General features: G+C 58.1%; 21 protein-coding genes and 1 tRNA gene. 9 read left to right on the top strand and 13 right to left on the bottom strand.

What is annotated here, in order from left to right; all coding sequences use genetic code 11:
• Positions 1–14 precede the first annotated feature (14 nt).
• A complete protein-coding gene (locus NAC44_RS04125; RefSeq protein WP_250938750.1) occupies positions 15–776 on the bottom strand; it encodes a Stf0 family sulfotransferase in 762 nt (253 codons plus the stop codon).
• 289 nt (positions 777–1,065) lie between these two features.
• The gene (locus tag NAC44_RS04120; protein ID WP_250938060.1) at positions 1,066–2,007 is read right to left on the bottom strand and encodes a quinone oxidoreductase family protein; all 942 of its coding nucleotides are present in this window, start codon (positions 2,005–2,007) and stop codon (positions 1,066–1,068) included.
• 36 nt (positions 2,008–2,043) lie between these two features.
• On the opposite strand from NAC44_RS04120, the gene NAC44_RS04115 reads away from it, so the two are divergent.
• Positions 2,044–2,538 carry a MarR family winged helix-turn-helix transcriptional regulator gene (locus tag NAC44_RS04115; protein WP_250938058.1) on the top strand — a complete coding sequence of 165 codons (495 nt, stop codon included), beginning with the start codon at positions 2,044–2,046 and terminating at the stop codon, positions 2,536–2,538.
• Between the two features lie 252 nt (positions 2,539–2,790).
• Here NAC44_RS04115 and NAC44_RS04110 read toward each other — a convergent pair.
• The 3 genes from NAC44_RS04110 to NAC44_RS04100 all read right to left on the bottom strand — a co-directional run bounded on the left by NAC44_RS04110 (position 2,791) and on the right by NAC44_RS04100 (position 4,983).
• A tRNA-Arg gene (locus tag NAC44_RS04110) sits at positions 2,791–2,867 on the bottom strand.
• 120 nt (positions 2,868–2,987) lie between these two features.
• Entirely contained in the window at positions 2,988–4,412 is a 1,425-nt protein-coding gene (locus NAC44_RS04105; protein ID WP_250938748.1) for a sensor histidine kinase, read from the bottom strand.
• A 160-nt stretch (positions 4,413–4,572) separates the two neighbouring features.
• Positions 4,573–4,983 (bottom strand): hypothetical protein, encoded by a 411-nt coding sequence (locus NAC44_RS04100; protein ID WP_250938057.1) that lies wholly within the window; start codon positions 4,981–4,983, stop codon positions 4,573–4,575.
• A gap of 59 nt (positions 4,984–5,042) precedes the next feature.
• Between NAC44_RS04100 and rpmH the strand changes: the two genes are divergently transcribed.
• The 4 genes from rpmH (at position 5,043) to yihA (ending at position 8,325) form a co-directional block, all read left to right on the top strand.
• Complete coding sequence (gene rpmH, locus NAC44_RS04095; RefSeq protein WP_250938055.1) at positions 5,043–5,177, top strand: 50S ribosomal protein L34; 135 nt, start codon at positions 5,043–5,045, stop codon at positions 5,175–5,177.
• A 3-nt stretch (positions 5,178–5,180) separates the two neighbouring features.
• Positions 5,181–5,558 (top strand): ribonuclease P protein component, encoded by a 378-nt coding sequence (rnpA, locus tag NAC44_RS04090; RefSeq protein WP_420839867.1) that lies wholly within the window; start codon positions 5,181–5,183, stop codon positions 5,556–5,558.
• 258 nt (positions 5,559–5,816) lie between these two features.
• Positions 5,817–7,592, top strand: a complete 1,776-nt coding sequence (gene yidC, locus NAC44_RS04085; protein ID WP_250938744.1) for a membrane protein insertase YidC — start codon at positions 5,817–5,819, stop codon at positions 7,590–7,592.
• A gap of 70 nt (positions 7,593–7,662) precedes the next feature.
• Positions 7,663–8,325 (top strand): ribosome biogenesis GTP-binding protein YihA/YsxC, encoded by a 663-nt coding sequence (yihA, locus tag NAC44_RS04080; protein ID WP_420839866.1) that lies wholly within the window; start codon positions 7,663–7,665, stop codon positions 8,323–8,325.
• A 39-nt stretch (positions 8,326–8,364) separates the two neighbouring features.
• On the opposite strand, the gene NAC44_RS04075 is transcribed toward yihA, so the two are convergent.
• The 3 genes from NAC44_RS04075 to NAC44_RS04065 form a co-directional block, all read right to left on the bottom strand.
• On the bottom strand, positions 8,365–8,919 hold the full coding sequence (locus tag NAC44_RS04075; RefSeq protein WP_250938043.1) for a fasciclin domain-containing protein: 555 nt from the start codon (positions 8,917–8,919) through the stop codon (positions 8,365–8,367).
• Positions 8,920–9,053: 134 nt separating this feature from the next.
• Entirely contained in the window at positions 9,054–9,776 is a 723-nt protein-coding gene (locus NAC44_RS04070) for an anti-sigma factor (protein WP_250938041.1), read from the bottom strand.
• Positions 9,773–10,309 carry a sigma-70 family RNA polymerase sigma factor gene (locus tag NAC44_RS04065; protein ID WP_250938039.1) on the bottom strand — a complete coding sequence of 179 codons (537 nt, stop codon included), beginning with the start codon at positions 10,307–10,309 and terminating at the stop codon, positions 9,773–9,775. Before NAC44_RS04065 ends, NAC44_RS04070 begins: the two co-directional genes overlap by 4 nt.
• 160 nt (positions 10,310–10,469) lie before the next feature.
• Between NAC44_RS04065 and argB the strand changes: the two genes are divergently transcribed.
• A complete protein-coding gene (gene argB / locus NAC44_RS04060) occupies positions 10,470–11,357 on the top strand; it encodes an acetylglutamate kinase (protein ID WP_250938038.1) in 888 nt (295 codons plus the stop codon).
• A gap of 95 nt (positions 11,358–11,452) precedes the next feature.
• Here argB and NAC44_RS04055 read toward each other — a convergent pair whose 3' ends face one another.
• Together NAC44_RS04055 and NAC44_RS04050 are read right to left on the bottom strand one after the other, a co-directional pair.
• On the bottom strand, positions 11,453–12,352 hold the full coding sequence (locus tag NAC44_RS04055) for a ribokinase (RefSeq protein ID WP_250938036.1): 900 nt from the start codon (positions 12,350–12,352) through the stop codon (positions 11,453–11,455).
• Positions 12,353–12,396: 44 nt separating this feature from the next.
• A complete protein-coding gene (locus NAC44_RS04050; protein ID WP_250938034.1) occupies positions 12,397–13,629 on the bottom strand; it encodes a DNA recombination protein RmuC in 1,233 nt (410 codons plus the stop codon).
• A gap of 123 nt (positions 13,630–13,752) precedes the next feature.
• Between NAC44_RS04050 and def the strand changes: the two genes are divergently transcribed.
• From def to truA, 3 genes are all read left to right on the top strand, one after another.
• Positions 13,753–14,271, top strand: coding sequence for a peptide deformylase (gene def / locus NAC44_RS04045; RefSeq protein WP_250938024.1), 519 nt, complete (start codon positions 13,753–13,755; stop codon positions 14,269–14,271).
• Positions 14,272–14,488: 217 nt separating this feature from the next.
• Positions 14,489–15,424: a methionyl-tRNA formyltransferase gene (gene fmt / locus NAC44_RS04040; RefSeq protein ID WP_250938022.1), complete on the top strand. Its 936-nt coding sequence runs from the start codon at positions 14,489–14,491 to the stop codon at positions 15,422–15,424.
• On the top strand, positions 15,424–16,230 hold the full coding sequence (gene truA, locus NAC44_RS04035; RefSeq protein WP_250938021.1) for a tRNA pseudouridine(38-40) synthase TruA: 807 nt from the start codon (positions 15,424–15,426) through the stop codon (positions 16,228–16,230). Before fmt ends, truA begins: the two co-directional genes overlap by 1 nt.
• Here truA and NAC44_RS04030 read toward each other — a convergent pair.
• From NAC44_RS04030 to dapD, 3 genes are all read right to left on the bottom strand, one after another.
• Positions 16,225–16,821: a hypothetical protein gene (locus NAC44_RS04030; protein WP_250938019.1), complete on the bottom strand. Its 597-nt coding sequence runs from the start codon at positions 16,819–16,821 to the stop codon at positions 16,225–16,227. The genes truA and NAC44_RS04030 overlap by 6 nt on opposite strands.
• On the bottom strand, positions 16,808–18,001 hold the full coding sequence (dapE, locus tag NAC44_RS04025; protein WP_250938742.1) for a succinyl-diaminopimelate desuccinylase: 1,194 nt from the start codon (positions 17,999–18,001) through the stop codon (positions 16,808–16,810). The genes NAC44_RS04030 and dapE overlap by 14 nt, the downstream gene beginning before the upstream one ends.
• 126 nt (positions 18,002–18,127) lie before the next feature.
• Entirely contained in the window at positions 18,128–18,982 is an 855-nt protein-coding gene (dapD, locus tag NAC44_RS04020; RefSeq protein WP_250938017.1) for a 2,3,4,5-tetrahydropyridine-2,6-dicarboxylate N-succinyltransferase, read from the bottom strand.
• Positions 18,983–19,056 lie beyond the last annotated feature (74 nt).

Raw genomic sequence — 19,056 nt, 5'->3', positions numbered from 1 at the left:
GCACGACAGCAATCTCAGTCTGCCAGAACCTCCCGGCGAAACCGCTCCACCCAGACAGCGCTTGCGGCATCGGCCAGTTTGGCGACGCCGGGTGTGACCTTTTCTGCATGGGCCGGATCAAGCCCCAATCGCTCCAGAATAAAACGGAGCGTGCCAACCGGATCGGCGGCAAGTGCTTCATAGGTCAGGTGCAAGGGCGTGATGGCCTGCGCGTCGAACCATAAGCGCCATTGCCGATCGAAGTTAGTGAAGCGCGTATGACAGGCAGCGACCTCCTGTCCGTTGTAAACCGGATCGGCGGGCGGGGCGAGCCGTTCCAGTTCACTGCCATCGGCCGCCTTGTGCCAAAGGCCGCTTTGCTCGGCTTTGACATAGGAAACAGCCTGTTCAACCTTGTCGAGTCGTGTCAGGTGAATGAACAGGACGGGGCCGAATGCGGCCTGCAATCGGGCAAGATCGCTCTGAGGCTGGGGATAAAGCAGAGCCAGTTGTTCCATGAAGAAATCGAAACTGTGCCGCTGCAATCTCAGCCCGAACATGCCCGTTTCCCGGCTGCCTGCGCGGATCGCTGCCCTGAATATCGTCTCCAGTCTATCACGGTCTGAAGAGTGGGACGAGCTGTCGACACCCAGATCAGACATCCAGGCTTCCAGCGAGGGGCGGTGAAAATAAGAATTCGGATGTCCCGCTACACCGGTATCGGACAGCATCTTACACAAAAGCGTGCTGCCGCTGCGGGGCGATGTGCAGATGATATAGGAGGTGAAGGGTGCCATGGAGAGACGGAGCTTGCACAGTGAAGGGTGAAAAATCTTATCAGAGAATGTGTCCGCTTCAATCGGAGCCTGGCCCATTCTATAGGACACAATGATTTCGATCATGAGGTCGTCAGTCAAGTCGGCCTAGAGACTTTCCAGGAAAAGTGTGAAACGGTTGTTCGTCCGGAAGTTCGGGATAACAAAGAGTTAGAGCATGTCAGTGTTTCCGTGAAACAGTGACATGCTCTAAAGACCGTTGCCGGATGCCCTCCCGCCCTTTACGGTTCGTTTACTTTTCCGGCCTCTGTCAGTCCGGCAGATAAACGATCCGCTGGCCGTCATCCTGCCAGCTCGCAGCCACGTTTGAGAGGGGAACCGCACGATGATCCAGTGATAGCCCTGCTGATGTCGCCGCCTTGAAGAGACTGTCGATCGTGGCAACAAGACGCGGTAGGCTGACGCTGCCGAGGCCGCTGCCCTTCATTGCGATGGAGGAGGAGCGCAATACAGCTGCGGGCAAGGATATTTCGGAGCCGCTGATCGAACCGATCTGGACGAAGCGGATCGGAACGCCTTCCGGAGCGGCCTTGGCACCCGCGATGAGGATCGCGCGTGCGCTTGGACCCCAGAGATAATCGAGAACCACATCTACACCATTGGCGAAATGCGGGCGCAAGGCTGCTTCAATCTCGTCTTCGCTGCCGTGAAGCGGCACGATGTCATCGGCTTCCAGTTGGCGCAAAACGGTTTCGTTGCGCCCGGTGACGATCACCTTTGCCGCACCGAGATGTCGCGCAATCCTGATCGCCAGCATACCGGCAGAGCCAGTTGCGCCATTGATAAGCACGGTTTCGCCAGCCCGCAGGTCAGCTCGCTCCTTAAGGGCGGCCCAGGATGACATGCCCGGATTGGCAATAACGGCAGCCATGGTGTCATCGAGGTCGTCCGGTAGTGTCACCCATTGCCCGTCCGGCACGACCGTGCGCTCGGCCATGGCACCGAAGGGCGCGCGCGGCAATAGAAAATAAACACGCCTGCCATCCTCCAGCCGTCCAACCCCGTCTACCCCGACAACAAAGGGAAAATTTGCCGCCATGCTGTAATGCTTTCCGGCAGCGCGGCTGCGCACCAGAGGACTCAGTGCGGCGGCCATCACGGTGATGATGGTTTCGCCCGGGCCGGCAACAGGTTCGGCAAACTCACTGTAGACAGGTCCATGGCCAGCCTTTGCAACGATCGCAGCTTTCATGACGGTAGCCTTTCCGAGGATTCATATATGTGTATAATGCACATTTATGCCGGTTTCATCTCGAGGTCAATATCCGTGCAAAATACACCGAATAAAGAATTGCTGGCTGCACTTCACGATGCTGTTCTCGACATCGTTGCCGTCATCAACCGTCCCGATCGTGATGAGCGGCTGATAGAGGAGGCGGGTATCCGGTTGGATCGTGCGCTGTTTCCACTGCTTGTCCTGACGGAAAGGATCGGGCCAATTGGTGTTGTAGAGCTTGCCGCCCGAGTCGGGCGTGATCACAGCACCGTGAGCCGTCAGGTCGCAAAGCTGGTGGCCCTCGGATTGATTGAGAGGAGGCCTGGCGCGACGGATGCGCGCCAGCGTGAACTCAGAGCGACGCTTGCGGGTCAGGCAATGGCTCGGCAGATCGACGATGCACGAGAAAGACTGACCCGTGCAGCACTCACCGACTGGTCTCAGCAAGAGGTGTGGGAGCTTGCGCAGTCGCTTCGTCGCTATGCAGACGCGCTGACCGCGTTGTGATCGTCAAAACTACAGCCTGTCGCGTTTTATTGTCCCAATAAAACGATCAGTACATGCGACAAAACAAGAGATAAGCCTGTCGCAGTGAACCCTCTTCGCTGTGACGGGCTCCAGCTTCTTGTTTTTACGCAGTTGCGGACGGAAAACCGTTTCACACTTTTCTTGGAAATGCTCTAAAGGCAACTGCCTCTTGGCGTCTTTTCACAAAGCGCGACTTGAAACCCGCCAGATCTTTTATTTTAAAGGAGAGAATGGCGCACCCGAAGAGATTCGAACTCCTGACCCCCAGATTCGTAGTCTGGTGCTCTATCCAGCTGAGCTACGGGTGCGTCTAGCGCCGTGATGTTTATCGTTGGCGTGGGCGATCCTCTAAAGCGAGATCGGCGGGAATGCAAGCGGTTTTCTCTGAAAAAACATGCCGGTTTTTTGACTTTATTCTAATGCCATGATTATGAAGGTTTTTTTACGGACCTGTTTTGGCCGCCTTCCGGGCTTGTCTGGCTGCGGACGATTTCCAGCGTTACGGGCCTGTCCGGAATCTCGATGCGGAACTGGGTGCCGGAGCCTGGTTTTTCGACAAGGGCGATGGTGCCGCCATGGGCAAGTACGATTTCCCGGGCAATGGCAAGGCCAAGGCCGGTGCCGCCGGAGCGGGCGGAGCCGCGAAAGGCGGTAAACAGGTTTTCGCGTGCCTTGCGGGCCATGCCGGGGCCGTTGTCATCGACGATGATGGCAACGGCATTGCCAAGCCGATGCGCCGAAAGCGTGATCAGTCCCATGCCGCCTTCTTCTTCGGTGATATAGCCGGAGAGCGCCTGGGCGGCATTGCGGCAGAGATTGTGAATGACCCGAAAGAGCTGATCGCTGTCGGCATCGATTTCGATATCCTGCGGCACCTGATCGATGAAGCTGATGCCGTCTTCCAGCACCAGCATATCCTTCATATCCTGCACCAGTGAGGCGAGCGGGAAGCGCCGCCGTCTGGGTTCGGCCTCCGAGGCCTGACCATAGGACAGCACCTCGCTGGTATAACTGACCGCACGGTCGATGGTGCGCACCAGTTTTGGCGCAAAGCTTTTCACCAGCGGATCGTCCACATCGACCAGACGGTCAGACATCAGTTGCGCCGAAGCCAGGATGTTGCGCATATCATGATTGATCTTGGAAACCGCAAGGCCAAGATCAGCAAGGTTTTTCTGCTGGCGCAGGGTTTTCTGCAATTGCGCCTGCATGGAGGCCAGATGCCGGCGGACAAAAGCCAGTTCGTCACGACCAGGATCGGTTGCGATCACCCTTGCCGGATCCTCGGGATTATCGGCAAATTCCTGAATATTGTCAGCCAGCCTGCGGATTGGCTTGATCAGGATGCGGTTAAGAATGACAAACAGGAGAAGACCGGCCACCGCCGAAATCACCAGCGACACCAGGGCGATACGGTCGGCATAGGCCAGCAGCACCCGGTGCAGCGGTGCATCGGACATGACCACTTCCACCTGCATCTGGGTGTCGCCGACAGGGCTTGAAACGCTGATCAGCCGGTTTCCGCCGAAGAGCAGGGTCTCGAAGGCGTCTTTCATGGCGGTAATGCTGTTGACATTGGTCAGATCGTATTGACCGTCCACCGCCTGCGGCATGGTGCCCATGGCCAGAAGTCGGGTGGTGCCGTCCTTTGTCAGGGCTATGGCCTTGGTGTCGGTTGCCAGAAGGGCGTCGCTCTGCACCTGTTTGGGCAATTCGCGCGGTTGCAGGTCGTCGATGACCACGGCGGCGGCTGCGGCCTTGTTGATATGGTCCTGCAGCCAGTTGAGCCGCATCGTGCCGATAGAGGGGCCGAAAATCAGCACTTCCGCCGTTAGAACGAAGACCACAGACATGACCAGCAGTTTGCCGGTCAGGCCACGCAGCCGGCTCGGGCGATCCTGCTTCGGTCGGTTGCCGGCCAGTTGGGAGTTATCGCTGCCTGCCACGTCCTGTCTTGCCTTGCTCTTCTGCATATTCGCACTCTGATGGATAGACGATGCGCAGATCAATGCTCTATCTAGCCATGCTTGCCTTGTTCTGTGAAGCTATTTTCCCATCCCGGGCAGCCACGTTACCACGAATGGATGCGTGCGGCCTGTCAGTAAAGTGAATAGTATTGGCCAAAAAGGGCTGAGGAAACATAGAAAATACGATGCCGCATTCGATCATCACGCGCTGTTGATCCCTTTGCATCGCCTGCTTGTCTTTGCTTATCCAGGTCCATATCTGGACAGAGCCGCAAGGTGCCAGGTCCCCGCCATTCCTGCATCTGGCGTTTCCAGAGGTATCTTTTGCCCGCGTTTCAACGGATTTTGACGGGCCTGTGTTGGCCATGGCTGATTGACTCCGTCTTTTATCCTCCGTATAAGCCGCGCGGCTTGCAATGTTTCGGTTTTTCATGACGACATTGATGAAAGCTTTCATCCAACGCTCTTGCACATCGTGCAAAATCAAGAAGGGCCGCACACCGCGGTGTTAAATAAATGAAGCGTACCTATCAGCCTTCGAAACTCGTGCGCAAGCGTCGCCACGGCTTTCGCGCACGCATGGCCACCAAGGGTGGTCGCCTGGTTCTGTCTGCCCGCCGCAGCCGCGGTCGCAAGCGTCTTTCGGCCTAAATCATGAGTGACCGGCCTGAGACAAGTGCCGGACCCATGGCGTCGAAGACCTCAGAAAAAACTGTCGGGCGACTGAAATGTCGGCCGCAGTTTCTTGCCGTTCGTGACGGTGAAAAGCGAAAAGGCAGATATTTCCTCCTGGAGGTGCTGGATCGCAAGGCAAAGGCCGAGCCTGCAAGGGTTGGCTTTACCGTGACGAAAAAGCAGGGCAACGCCGTGGAGCGCAACCGTATACGGCGGCGGCTTAAGGAGGCTGTCAGAACGGAAGCGGCAATTGCAATGCAACCCGGCCATGACTATGTGATCGTCGGGCGGAGCGATGTGTTGAAAGCGTCTTTTGCCGATTTGCAAAAGGCCCTTGTCCGGCGCATTACTGCATAATTGCTTGGATCGGGATCGATTTAAGAAATTATGCAGAAGATACAAAGTGATACAGCATCTTATGTTTGTTTGATGAACACACGATGCTGTCAGGAAAAGCCGGAGAAACGGCGCAGGTAAACAGGCTATCCGTAAAGCGGCACGCGGTTTTCGGAAGACAGTCCTGATCAGTGAAAGGGTGCAGGCGCACCGCCGGCTGTCTGTCGGCACGTGTTTGCCGGCGCAAGCCATCCAGAAAAGGCTTTCCAGGTAAGAATGATGGAAAACAACCGCAATTATTTCATAGCGATTGCACTCTCACTGCTGGTCGTCCTGGGTTGGCAACATTTTATCATGGCTCCGCGCCTTGAGGCGGAGCGTCAGGCCGAACAGGCGCAGAAGACGCTTCAGGTGAAGCCGTCGACGACCACGCCTTCGAAATCCGGCACCTTGCCCGGGTCGAGCCAGGCTGCCGCCACCGAAAGCCGTGAAGACGCCATCGCCAAGTCGCCGCGCCTCGTCATCGACACCAAGGATCTGGCCGGTTCGATCAACCTGACCGGTGCGCGTCTAGATGATCTTCGTCTTAAAGATTATCACGAGACGGTTGAAAAAACGAGCCCGATCATTACGCTCCTGAGCCCGGCCGATACCAAGGATGGTTATTTTGCCGAACTCGGCTATGTCGGTAGCGACAAGACCGGTGCGGTTCCCGGCCCCTCGACCGTCTGGACGGTCAAAGAGGGCGAGAAGCTGACGGCTGAAACGCCGGTGACGCTGACCTATGTCAACAAGGATGGCCTGACATTTACCCGCAAGATCTCGGTTGATGATCATTACATGTTCACGATCGAAGACAGCGTGACCAATACTGGCAGCACGCCGGAGAGCCTTGGCGTCTATGGTCGCATTGCCCGTTACAACAAGCCGGAAACCCCGTCCACCTATGTGCTGCATGAAGGTTTTCTCGGCGTGATCGGTGCCGGCAGCAGCCTGACAGAGGCGAAATATACCTCCATCGACAAGGAAAACGAAACGAACGACAAGGCAACCGGAGGCTGGCTCGGCATAACCGACAAATATTGGGCCTCGGCTCTGGTGCCGCCGCAGTCGCTTGCCTATGTCTCGCGCTTTTCCCATTTCACGGATGGTCAGCCGCGCTATCAGGCCGACTACAAGACCGATGACGTGACCGTGGCGCCGGGCCAGACCACGACGCTGAAGACCCTGATCTTTGCTGGCGCCAAGGAAGTGCCGCTGGTCGATCGCTATGAGGCGGAATATCATATCCCCGGTTTCGACCGCATGATCGATTGGGGCTGGTTCTATTTCATCACCAAGCCGATGTTCAAGCTGATGGATTTCTTCTTCCATCTGGTGGGCAATTTCGGTGTGGCCATCCTGCTGACGACCATTGTGGTCAAGGCCCTGTTCTTCCCGCTGGCGGCCAAGCAATATGCCTCCATGGCGAATATGAAGCGCATCCAGCCGAAAATGGAAGAGCTGAAGGCCAAGCATGGCGATGACCGCATGGCCATGCAGCAGGCGATGATGGAGCTTTACAAGACCGAGAAGATCAATCCGGTGGCCGGATGCTGGCCGATGCTGTTGCAGATTCCGGTGTTCTTCTCGCTCTACAAGGTCCTCTATGTCACCATCGAAATGCGCCATGCGCCGTTCTTTGGCTGGATTCAGGATTTGTCGGCGCCGGATCCGACGAGTTTCGTCAACCTGTTTGGCCTCTTGCCCTTTGCTGCGCCGCATATTCTCCATATCGGCATTTGGCCGATCATCATGGGCTGCACCATGTTCCTGCAGATGCGGATGAACCCGACGCCGCCCGATCCGACACAGGCGATGATTTTCAACTGGATGCCGGTCATCTTCGTGTTCATGCTGGGCAGCTTCCCTGCAGGTCTGGTGATCTATTACTCCTGGAACAACCTGTTGTCGCTGACGCAGCAGTCGATCATCATGAAGCGCCACGGGGTGAAGATCGAGCTTTTCAACAATCTCAAAGGCTTGTTCCGACGAAAACCGGCGCAGTCGAAATAGTTTCAGACCCCGGCGTCAAGCCGGGGTTTTCGTTTATCAGATGGCGACGGCTGACGGAAAACAAAGAGGAATGACCATGGCAGACAGAACAGAAGGAAAGCCTTTGTTCGGGCATCCGTGGATTTTTATCCGCGGCGTGCCCTCCATGACGTTTCTGCCGCCGGAAGGGCCGCTGGAAATCGCTTTTGCCGGACGTTCCAATGTCGGCAAATCCTCACTCATCAATGCGCTTTTAGGGCAAAAGGGATTGGCGCGAACATCCAACACGCCGGGCCGTACCCAGGAGCTGAATTATTTCGTCCCGGATGGTTATAGCGGCGAGGGCAATGATCTGCCGCCGGTGGCACTGGTGGATATGCCCGGTTACGGCTATGCCCAGGCGCCGAAGGAGCAGGTCGATGCCTGGACAAAGCTCGTTTTCGATTATCTGCGCGGTCGCGCCACATTGAAGCGTGTTTATGTGCTGATCGATAGCCGCCACGGCATCAAGAAAAATGATGATGAGGTGCTGACCCTGCTCGACAAGGCTGCCGTCTCCTATCAGATCGTGCTGACCAAAACGGACAAGATCAAGGATGCGGGGATACCGAGGCTGGTATCCGAGACGATGGACAAGATCAAAAAACATCCGGCTGCTTTTCCAGCCGTGCTGCATACGTCGTCGGAAAAAGGTAGCGGGCTGGATGATTTGCGTGCGGCGATATCCGAGACGGTCGGTTTTTCAACACTCTGACCCGGCGAAGGGGACGCCGCCGGGCCAGAGAGTGAGGCATTATTTCGGCAAAAGCACCGTGTCGATCACGTGAATCATGCCGTTGGACTGCTTGACATTGGCAATCGTCACATGGGCGACATCGCCTTTCTCATCCGTCAGTGTGATCTTGCCCATGCTGTCCTTGGCCTTGATGACGCAGCCGCCGACAGTCTTGATGTCATAGGTGCCGCCATGTTTCTTGATCATGCTGGCAAGCGTCTTGGAGGAAATATCCCCGGCCACCACATGGCAGGTGAGAATTTTTGTCAGTTGCGCCTTGTTTTCCGGCTTCAGCAGAGTGTCGACGGTGCCGGCGGGCAGTTTGGCGAAGGCTTCATTGGTCGGAGCGAAAACCGTGAACGGGCCCTTGCCTTCGAGTGTCTTGACCAGACCGGCAGCCTTGACCGCAGCAACCAGCGTCGTGTGATCCTTGGAGTGAGATGCATTTTCGACAATGTTTTTACTGGGATACATCGCCGCTCCGCCGACCATGGGGTCTTTGGCGTAAGCGGCGGCCGTGCCGGCTGTCATCATGGCTGCAATCATCATAAGGCGAACACTGTTCTTGATCATCGGATGATCCTCTTCCCGTGAAGTGTTGTCACAATTGTTGCCATGTCATCGGCAACACAGACTGAGACGGGAGCTTGAACAGAAAAGTTTCACGCCATTGCAGAAAAAATTACATATGCAGAGGAGGCATCCGTTTACGGCAGATGCACGGTGCCGGCGGCAATCACCGGACCGGTGGCGACGCCGGTGGGCGAGCCGCCGAAAGGTTCCAGACTGACGGCAAGCGTGATGCCGCTCTTCAGTTTGCGGCGCATCTCGTCGGGCACCAGAACGACACCATCGCCGGTCTGCGGCAGAACCCCGAGCGATTGCGCCGGGTGGGTGCCGTCAATCAGCCAGAGTTCCAGAGATTTTTCCCCTTGCCCGCTCGAGGCAACCGGACTGACCCGCAATCGTCCATTCAGCCGGTCATAGCTGGCGACCAGCGACAGTTTGTCATCCTTGGCCGCAAGATCGGCAACCAGCGGATGATAGCCGTAACGATCCTCCCAGGCTCCCAGTTCGAGGCCGATCAGGCTTGACACTGCAATGACCGACATCAGCGTCATCAGCCGCCAGAAAGCCAGAGACTGCCAGAGAACCATAATCTGCGGCATCAAAACAGTGCGGTTTTTGTCCGCAAGACGGTTTTCGATCTCGGCAAAGCTTTCCGGTTTCGGGGATTCCGGTTTGTAGTCCTCATTGAACTGCGACAGGTTTTCTTCCCAGCGATGAACGATGGCGGCAAACTGGCGATCCCGCTTGATCCGCGCTTCCACCACCTGCCGGGCATCGAGCGAAAGCACGCCGAGGACATATTCCCCCGCCAGAACCTCGTCTTTTGAGCGGTCTCCCTTGCTCTGATCCGGTGTCGTCATCGATCCAGGCACTCTCTCAGCGTCAATAGGCTGCGTCGCAGCCAGGTCCTCATCGTGTTCAGCGGCACATCGAAGGCCGACGCCAGTTCCTGATAGGAAAGCCCCTCCACATAGGCCTGACGCACCGCTTTTGCCCGCTTAGCTTCCAATGCTTCCATGCACCTGTCAATCCGCCTCCCTTCAGAGCTGTTGATGGCAATCTGCTCGGGATCATGAGAGGTATCCGCCTGATCCATGGCGACGTCGAGAGGAGTGCTCACGGGTGCGTGCAGGCGAATGAGATCAATGCAATGATAGCGAGCAATGGCACAAAGCCAAGCCATGGCACTGGCATTCACACCGGAAAATTGTCCGGCCCGGTGCCATATTTTCATGAAGATCTCCTGCAGCGCGTCTTCGGCATCCATCCGCCTTTTCATCAGACGCAGACAGATGCCGAAAAGTTTCGGACTGGTCAGCCGGTAAAGTTCGCTGAAGGCGTCGCGGTCTTTCATGGCGACGCGTGCGATGAGATAATCAAGGCCGTCATTCATGCTCACCTCACGAAGGTTCCGGACAGCGACCGGCAAAGTAGGGCAGGAGCGGTGCGCATGTCGTTGACATGCTCTCAATTCGCTTAGTCCTTGCGACTGGATTATTCCCTCTTGCAGATTTCTCGGTTAAAAAGCGCCGAACCAAATGAAGGAATCCTCCATGAGCGCCTCCGAAAGCGAAATCCAGGCCCGTCTTCTTGCCCAGGCGCTGCCCTTTATGCAGCGATATGAAAACAAGACCATCGTTGTGAAATATGGCGGTCACGCCATGGGCAATCCGGAATTGGGCCGGATCTTTGCCGAGGATATCGCGCTGCTGAAGCAATCGGGGGTGAACCCGATTGTCGTTCATGGCGGCGGTCCGCAGATCGGTGCGATGCTGGCCAAGATGGGCATCGAATCGAAATTCGAGGGCGGCTTGCGCGTGACCGACCAGAAGACGGTCGAGATCGTCGAAATGGTGCTGGCCGGCTCGATCAACAAGGAAATCGTCGCGCTGATCAACCAGACCGGCGAATGGGCCATCGGCCTGTGTGGCAAGGACGGCAATATGGTCTTTGCCGAAAAGGCAAAGAAAACCGTGATCGATCCCGATTCCAATATCGAGCGGGTGCTGGATCTGGGTTTCGTCGGTGAAGTGGTCGAAGTCGACCGCACGCTTCTCGACCTGCTGGCCAAATCGGAAATGATCCCGGTCATTGCGCCGGTTGCGCCGGGCCGCGATGGGCACACCTATAACATCAATGCCGATACATTTGCCGGTGCAATTGCCGGAGCGCTGCGCGCCGATCGCCTGCTTTTCCTCACCGATGTGCCGGGCGTGCTCAACAAGAAGGGCGAACTGATCAAGGAATTGTCGGTTGCCGAAGCGCGTGCCCTGATCAAGGACGGCACGATTTCAGGCGGGATGATCCCGAAGGTCGAAACCTGCATTGAGGCGATCAATGCCGGGGTGCAGGGCGTTGTCATTCTCAATGGCAAGACGCCGCATTCGGTGCTTCTGGAAATCTTCACCGAGCATGGAGCGGGCACGCTGCTGGTGCCCTGAAGTCTGGGGCGGAAAGCGTGAATCGTTTTTCGCCAACCCGATGCGCAACGAAAAGAAGAAGCCGCGCAAGCGGCTTCTTTTATTCTAAGGTTCTGTCAAAGCTTGGCTGAAACCTCGTCCGCCACAGGGATGGAGGGTTGAGCGCCGGATTTGAGGCAGGCGAGCGATCCGGCCACCGCCGCACGGCGCAACGCCATGTCGAAATCAAGCCCGGCATCGAGGGCGGCGGCGAAATAGCCGCAGAATGTATCGCCCGCGCCCACCGTGTCGACCGGCTCGATGGTCAGGCCTTTCGCGCTGGTGAGTGTGCCATCGCGCATGGCCATGACGCCCTCGCCGCCGAGGGTGACGATCAAGGTCTGGCCGGTTTCGCCATGAAGGCGCTGAAGTGCGGCAACCCGCTGGTCATGGGTGAGGCCGTTTTCGCCAGCAAGCCTCTCGAATTCCGTTTCATTGGCGATGACGATATCGGCCATGCGGCCAAGACGGGCTGCGTCATTGGTCAATGGCGCAATGTTCAAAATCGTACGGATGCCAGCGGTGCGGGCCTCCTGAAGGGCGGTTTCCACTGCGGGCCCAGGCACTTCCAGTTGCAGCACCAGGCTGTCGCCGCTGGTCATGGCCGCGATGGCAGTGCGGGCATCTGCACTGGAGAGTGTTCCATTGGCCCCCGGCACCACGGCAATCATGTTTTCGCCGTCGCCACCGACAAGGATGAGCGCTGTGCCGGTCGGTTCCTCGACGGTTTTGACGGCATCGAGATCGGTGCCAGCCGCTTTTAAAAGCGCGAGCGCCGGCTCGGCAAAATTATCCTTGCCGACCGCGCCCGCCATGGTGACCTTGGCGCCAGCGCGGCGGGCGGCCAGCGCCTGATTGGCGCCTTTACCGCCGGCTGCTGTTGAAAAGCCGGTGCCGGCAACGGTTTCGCCGGGTTTCGGCAGGCGGGCGGTGGTGGCGATCAGGTCCATGTTGATGGAGCCGAAAACGGTGATCATCTTTATGTCTCCAGACGTTTTTCACCGCTCTTTTGCAATGCCGCTCAGTCTTCGTCAACGACCCTGAGCTTCAGCAGCCCAGTCCGGCTTTCCGCAGCCTTGTCGGCCCGGGAAAGCGTTTTGTCGTCATTTTCGCCTTGCGGCTCGAAATCCATGGCCTCTATTTTCGCCCCGCGCTTGCCGAGCTTTTCCGCCGAGGTCAGGATCATGTCGACGTCCTTCTGGGCGGCGAGGAAATGGCTTTGCAGCTTGCGGGTCCGGTCATCGAGCCGGGTCAGATCCTCCATCAGATGGATGACCTCGGACTGGATGCGATGGGCCTGCTCACGCATCCGCTGATCCTTGAGCACGGCCTGGATGACCTGGATTGACAGCATCAGCAGCGACGGCGAGACGATCACCACCCGAAGCCGATGGGCGCGCTGGACAATGCTCTCGAAATTCTCATGGATTTCGGCAAAGATCGATTCCGACGGTACGAAGAGAAAGGCGGTATCCTGCGTTTCTCCGGCAATCAGATATTTTTCGGAAATATCCTTGAGATGGACCTCCATGTCGCGGCGAAACTGCTGCTGCGCGGTTTTCTTCTCGTCTGGCTGGGTGGCGTCGCGAATGGCGTTCCAGGCTTCCAGCGGAAATTTCGCATCGATCACCAGCGAGGGCTGACCATTCGGCATGCGAATGGTGCAGTCGGGGCGCGAGCCGTTCGACAAAGTGTCCTGAAAGGCATAGGCCCCCATCGGCAGACCATCGGCAATGATGGTTTCCATCCGGGCCTGTCCGAAGGCACCGCGCGTCTGCTTGTTGGATAAAATGGCCTGAAGCCCGACAACATCCTTGGCCAGCGACTGAATATTGTTCTGCGCCGCATCGATCACCGCCAGACGCTCCTGCAGATGCCGCAGATTGTCATGGGTCGATTTCGTCTGTTCGCTTAGCGTCAGCCCCAGCCGATGCGTCATGCCCTCCAGCCGTTCATGCACCACGCGGTTGAGCTCGGCCTGTTTGCTGCCGATATGCTCGGCCATGGCAGCCATGCGGCCCTGCATTTCCGCCTGCGCCTGCATCAACGTCGCCATGCGCTGATCTTCCAGTCGCTGCCGCTCGGCTTCGCGTTCGTCTTCAGCGTCCTCGTCAGGGCCGTCGCTCTTGAGCCTGGCAATCATTGCCAGGCCGGCGATAAGGACAAGCGCGAAGAGCAGCATCGCGCCATAGGTGATCTTCAGGCTGCCAGCGGCAATGGCGGGTGCGGTGAGGAGGGTCTCTATACTGTTCATGCGGCCAGCCTAGCAGAACGGGTTGTAATATCCAGATCAAAACAGGAACAAATTTGTCTCTTCCACGGATTTTCTTCCGTTTTTTCCATTCCCTTGTTCAAGGATATCGGCTATGGGATGGCCATGACGATAAAGCCTTTGATCATTCTTCCGGACCCGCTGCTGCGGGAGGTTTCCACGCCAATCGAGCGCGTCGACAGCGATCTCGAGCGTCTGATCGACGACATGCTGGAGACCATGTATGACGCGCCCGGTATCGGCCTTGCCGCTGTTCAGGTCGGCGTGACCCGCCGCCTGCTGGTGATCGACGTATCCAAGGAAGATGATGGAAAGCAGCCGCTGGTTTTCATCAATCCCGAGATTATAGCGTCATCCGAGGATCGCTCGGTCTATGAGGAAGGCTGTCTTTCTATTCCCGATTATTATGCCGAGGTGGAACGTCCGGCCTCCGTAACGGTCAAGTCGCTGGACCGCCATGGCAAGGAGCAGGTCACGGAGGCAAATGGTCTCCTGGCCACCTGCCTGCAGCATGAGATCGACCATCTCGATGGCAAGCTGTTCATCGATTATATCTCGCGGCTGAAGCGCGAGATGGTGATCCGCAAATTCACCAAGGCAGCCAAGTCCAAGGCGGCCCTCTAGAGTCTGTCAGGTTCAGATTGAACCAGACAGACTCTAGCATTCTTTGTTTTCGTTTGTCTTTGCGGGAAAACCGGTAACCACTTTTCCCTGACAAACTCTGGAGCCTGTCGCGTTTATTGTTCTCAATAAAACGATAGCGTACATGCTTGAAAAAAAACCTTAGAGCGCCGAGCTGATTCAATCAGATCGGATTGCGCTCTGAACAAAAGGGGCAGATATGGCGCTCAGGATCATTTTCATGGGAACGCCGGATTTCTCCGTGCCGACCCTGAAGGCTCTGCATCAGGCAGGTCATGAGATTGTCGCCGTCTATAGCCAGCCACCGCGTCCGGCAGGACGACGCGGACTTGATCTGACGCCTTCCCCGGTGCACAGGACGGCGGAGGAACTGGGCATTCCTGTCTTGACGCCGCTGAATTTCAAAATGGAAGAAGACCGGGAGCGGTTCAAAAGCCATACGGCAGATGTCGCCGTGGTCGTTGCCTATGGCCTTCTTTTGCCGGAAGCGATCCTCAATGGCACGCGGCTTGGATGCTATAACGGCCATGCGTCACTTCTGCCGCGCTGGCGCGGGGCCGCCCCCATCCAGCGCGCCATCATGGCTGGCGATAGCGAGACCGGCATGATGGTGATGAAAATGGATAAGGGGCTCGACACCGGCCCTGTGGCTTTGACCCGGAAGGTTCCGATTGCGCCTGATATGACGGCGGGCGCGTTGCATGACGTGCTGAGCCAGACGGGTGCTGACGCCATGGTGGAGGCTATGGCAAAGCTTGAGGCGGGCGCTCTTGCGCTCACGCCGCAGAGCGAGACGGGCGTGCTTTATGCCGCCAAGATCGACAAGGCCGAGACGCGCATCGATTTTTCCAGACCGGCAGAGACGGTGCATAACCATATTCGCGGCCTGTCTCCCTTTCCCGGCGCCTGGTGTGAGATGATGCTGAACGGCAAGGCAGAACGGGTCAAGGTATTGGCGTCTTCGGTTGCCGTCGCATCGGGACAGCCGGGCGAAGCGTTGGATGACGATCTGACCCTTGCCTGCGGCGAAGGCGCGGTACGTCTGACACGGCTGCAGAAGGCGGGCGGCAAGCCGCTTGCCGCATCCGAGTTTCTGCGCGGCCTGCCGGTTGCCAGAGGAACGGTGATTGCCTGATGCCGCGTTACCGGATGGTGGTCGAATATGACGGCACGCCCTATGTCGGCTGGCAGCGGCAGGACAATGGTGCCTCTGTGCAAGGCGCGCTGGAAGCGGCAGTCCTGAGCCTGACCGGTGAGACCGTGTCGATCCGTGGGGCCGGGCGCACCGATTCCGGCGTTCATGCCATGGGGCAGGTGATCCATGTCGATCTTGCCCGCGACTGGCCCGCTTACAAGCTGCGCAATGCGCTCAACGCCCATCTGGCGCTGGCGGGAGAAGCGGTGGCGGTTCTCGATGCCGAAGCCGTACCAGATGCCTTCGATGCCCGGTTTTCCGCGCTGAAGCGCCATTATCTCTATCGCATCATCAGCCGTCCCGCACGCCTTGCCATCGAGGCGAACCGGGCCTGGTGGGTGGCGAAACCCCTGGACCATGACGCCATGCATGCGGCGGCGCAACGGCTGGTCGGCCATCACGATTTCACCACCTTCCGCTCGGCCCATTGCCAGGCGATAAGCCCCGTGCGCACGCTCGACCGGCTGGATGTGACGCGCCATGGCGATCTCATCGAAATCCGTGCCTCGGCTCAGAGCTTTCTGCACAACCAGATCCGTTCCTTTGCCGGAACGCTGAAACTGGCGGGGGAGGGCAGGATGACGCCGGATGATGTGGCCGCAGCCCTTGCTGCCCGTAATCGCGCGGCCTGCGGTCCGGTTGCGCCGCCACATGGGCTTTATTTTATGCAGGTGGATTATCCAACCGATGGCAATTGGCGGCCGTTTTCAGCGACTCATACGACCGAGGGGCGCGCTGATTTATAGCGGCGCGACATCCAGAAACTTTTCGAGAAAATTGGTCAGAATCATCGTCGGCACCACCATGGTCAGGGTTAGTGTGGAGACCAGCAGGATATTCGGCCCGACGATGGTCAGCATCAGCCGGAACACCGCTCCGACCATGGTCATCAACAGCAAAAGCCACAGCAGCACGGCGACCTGACCGAAATCGGGCAGAACCACAGCCACGGCAATCAGCACCGCATTGGCATAGGCCACCGGCAGGGCCAGCCAATTGGTGGCGACGACCATGGCGGTGAAGGCTCTGCCAAGACCAAAGATAAGGCAAATCAGCGCCATCAGCAGCAAGGGCGCCATCCAGCTGACGAGATCGATCATCGCCATACGCAGGAAAAACAAAGCTTTGGCCTTGGCATAATCCGGCATGTCGTCAATGATCGAGCGGTACCAGAAGACCCAGGAAAACACCATTCCCGGAAGCGACCAGATGATGGCGAAGAAGGAGCGTTTGAGACCGCGATCGGTGAGATCGAGAAAGCCGAACCCCTGGCGGTCCCCCTTGATCAGCAACCAGAGGCCGCTCAGGTAAATCTCGACTTCCTTAAGCCCCGGCATTGGCAAACCAGCCCTCGATAAACCGTTCATAAATGGCCGTCAGGGTTTCGAGGTCGGCAACCGCCACACGCTCATCGACCATATGCATGGTCTGGCCGACGAGGCCGAATTCCACCACCGGGCAATAATCCTTGATGAAGCGTGCATCCGATGTGCCGCCGGTGGTTGAAAGCTGCGGTGTTTTGCCGGTAATGGCTTCGATAGCTGTAGAGAGCGCGCCGGTCAGCGCCTCGTTGCGGGTGAGAAATACCTGAGACGGACGATCGGCCCAGACAAGCTCGAAGCGGATCGGCTGACGGCCTGGCCTGAGCAGCGGATCGGCTGCGGCCGCCTCCAGACGGCGGCGGATCTCGGCTTTAAGACTGTCTTCGCTCCATCTGTCATTGAAGCGGATGTTGAACTTTGCCGTAACGCGGGCGGGAATGACATTGGTGGCCGCATTGCCGGTGTCGATGGTGGTGACTTCCAGATTGGAGGGCTGGAAATTCTCTGTTCCGGCATCGAAAGGTGGGTTCATCAGCGCCTCGGCCAGCTTGATTGCGCCGCGTACCGGGTTGTCGGCCAGATGCGGATAGGCGGCATGACCCTGCACACCGTGGACGGTGATGGCGCCGGAGAGCGAGCCGCGTCGTCCGATCTTGATCATGTCGCCGAGGCTTTCCGGATTGGTCGGCTCGCCAACAAGGCAGGCATCCCAGCGCTCGCCTTTGTCTGCGGCCCATTTGAGCAGCTTGATCGTGCCGTTGATCGAAGGGCCTTCCTCATCGCCGGTGATCAGGAAGGAGACCGAGCCTTTCGGGGCACCGTTTCTGGCGATAACCCGGGCCATGGCGGCGACGAAACAGGCAATGCCACCCTTCATATCGACGGCACCGCGGCCAAAAAGCATGCCATCGGCGATCTCTGCGGCAAAGGGCGGATGCGACCAGTCGCTTTCCGTTCCCACAGGCACGACGTCGGTATGGCCGGCAAACATCAGATGCGGCCCCTCTGTGCCGAGCCGGGCATAGAGATTTTCCACATCCGGCGTGCCGTCCTCACGCGCCATCATGCGCTGCACCTGAAAGCCGAGCGGCGAAAGCATGGCGGCAAGGGCCGTCAACGCGCCGCCTTCAGCCGGTGTCACAGAGGGGCAGCGGATCAGGTTTTGCAGATTGGCGACGGGATCGGTGGAGGGCAGGGTCATGGTGACTTCAACAGGCAGGGAGGGGAAGAAACGGCGCGCTCACCTTCTTGTGCCAACGGACCCTCGAGCATGGACGACCCTTTGGCTCTTATGGCAAACGCGCCTTGCGGACGATGCTGCTCAGTCGCGCAGCAACTCGTTGATGCCGGTCTTGGAACGGGTCCTGGCGTCGACGCGCTTGACGATGACGGCGCAGTAAAGGTTCGGTCCCGGCTCGCCGTTCGGCAGCGGCTTGCCCGGCATGGTGCCGGCGACGACGACGGAATAAGGCGGCACTTCGCCATACATGACTTCGCCAGTGGTGCGATCGACGATCTTGGTGGATTGGCCGATATAGACGCCCATGCCGAGCACGGAGCCTTCACGGATAATGCAGCCTTCGACTACTTCCGAACGCGCACCGATGAAGCAATTGTCCTCGATGATGGTCGGCCCGGCCTGCATCGGTTCCAGCACGCCGCCAATGCCGACGCCGCCGGAAAGATGCACGTGATTGCCGATCTGGGCGCAGGAGCCGACGGTGGCCCAGGTGTCGACCATGGTGCCTTCGCCGACATAAGCGCCGAGATTGACGAAGGAAGGCATCAGGATGGCGTTTGGCGCGATATAGGCGGAGTGACGGACGATGGCGCCCGGTACGGCGCGAAAGCCTGCGGCGCGAAACTGGTTTTCGCCCCAATTTTCAAATTTCGACGGCACCTTGTCCCACCAGGTCGCCTCGCCGGGGCCACCTTTGATCACGTCCATGTCATTGAGGCGAAAAGACAGGAGAACGGCTTTTTTCAGCCATTGATTGACGCTCCACTGGCCATCTTCGCCGCGGGTGGCAACGCGCAACCTGCCCTGATCAAGCAGCGCAAGCGCCTCGTTCACGGCATCGCGCACCTCACCCTTGGTCGAGGCATTGATGCCGTCGCGGTTGTCGAAGGCGGTTTCGATGGCGGTTTCGAGAGTGGAGAGGTCCGTGGCGCTCATGAGAATTCCTTAAACTTGATTGATTAACGTCAGAAGCCGAGGTCTTCGGCCCGGCGTCCTTCGGTGCAGCAGGA

Source organism: Allorhizobium sonneratiae (assembly GCF_023700755.1).
Classification (GTDB): Bacteria; Pseudomonadota; Alphaproteobacteria; order Rhizobiales; family Rhizobiaceae; genus Allorhizobium; species Allorhizobium sonneratiae.
The sequence above is the reverse complement of the archived record's forward strand: the minus strand, read 5'-3'. Positions and strand labels throughout refer to the sequence as shown.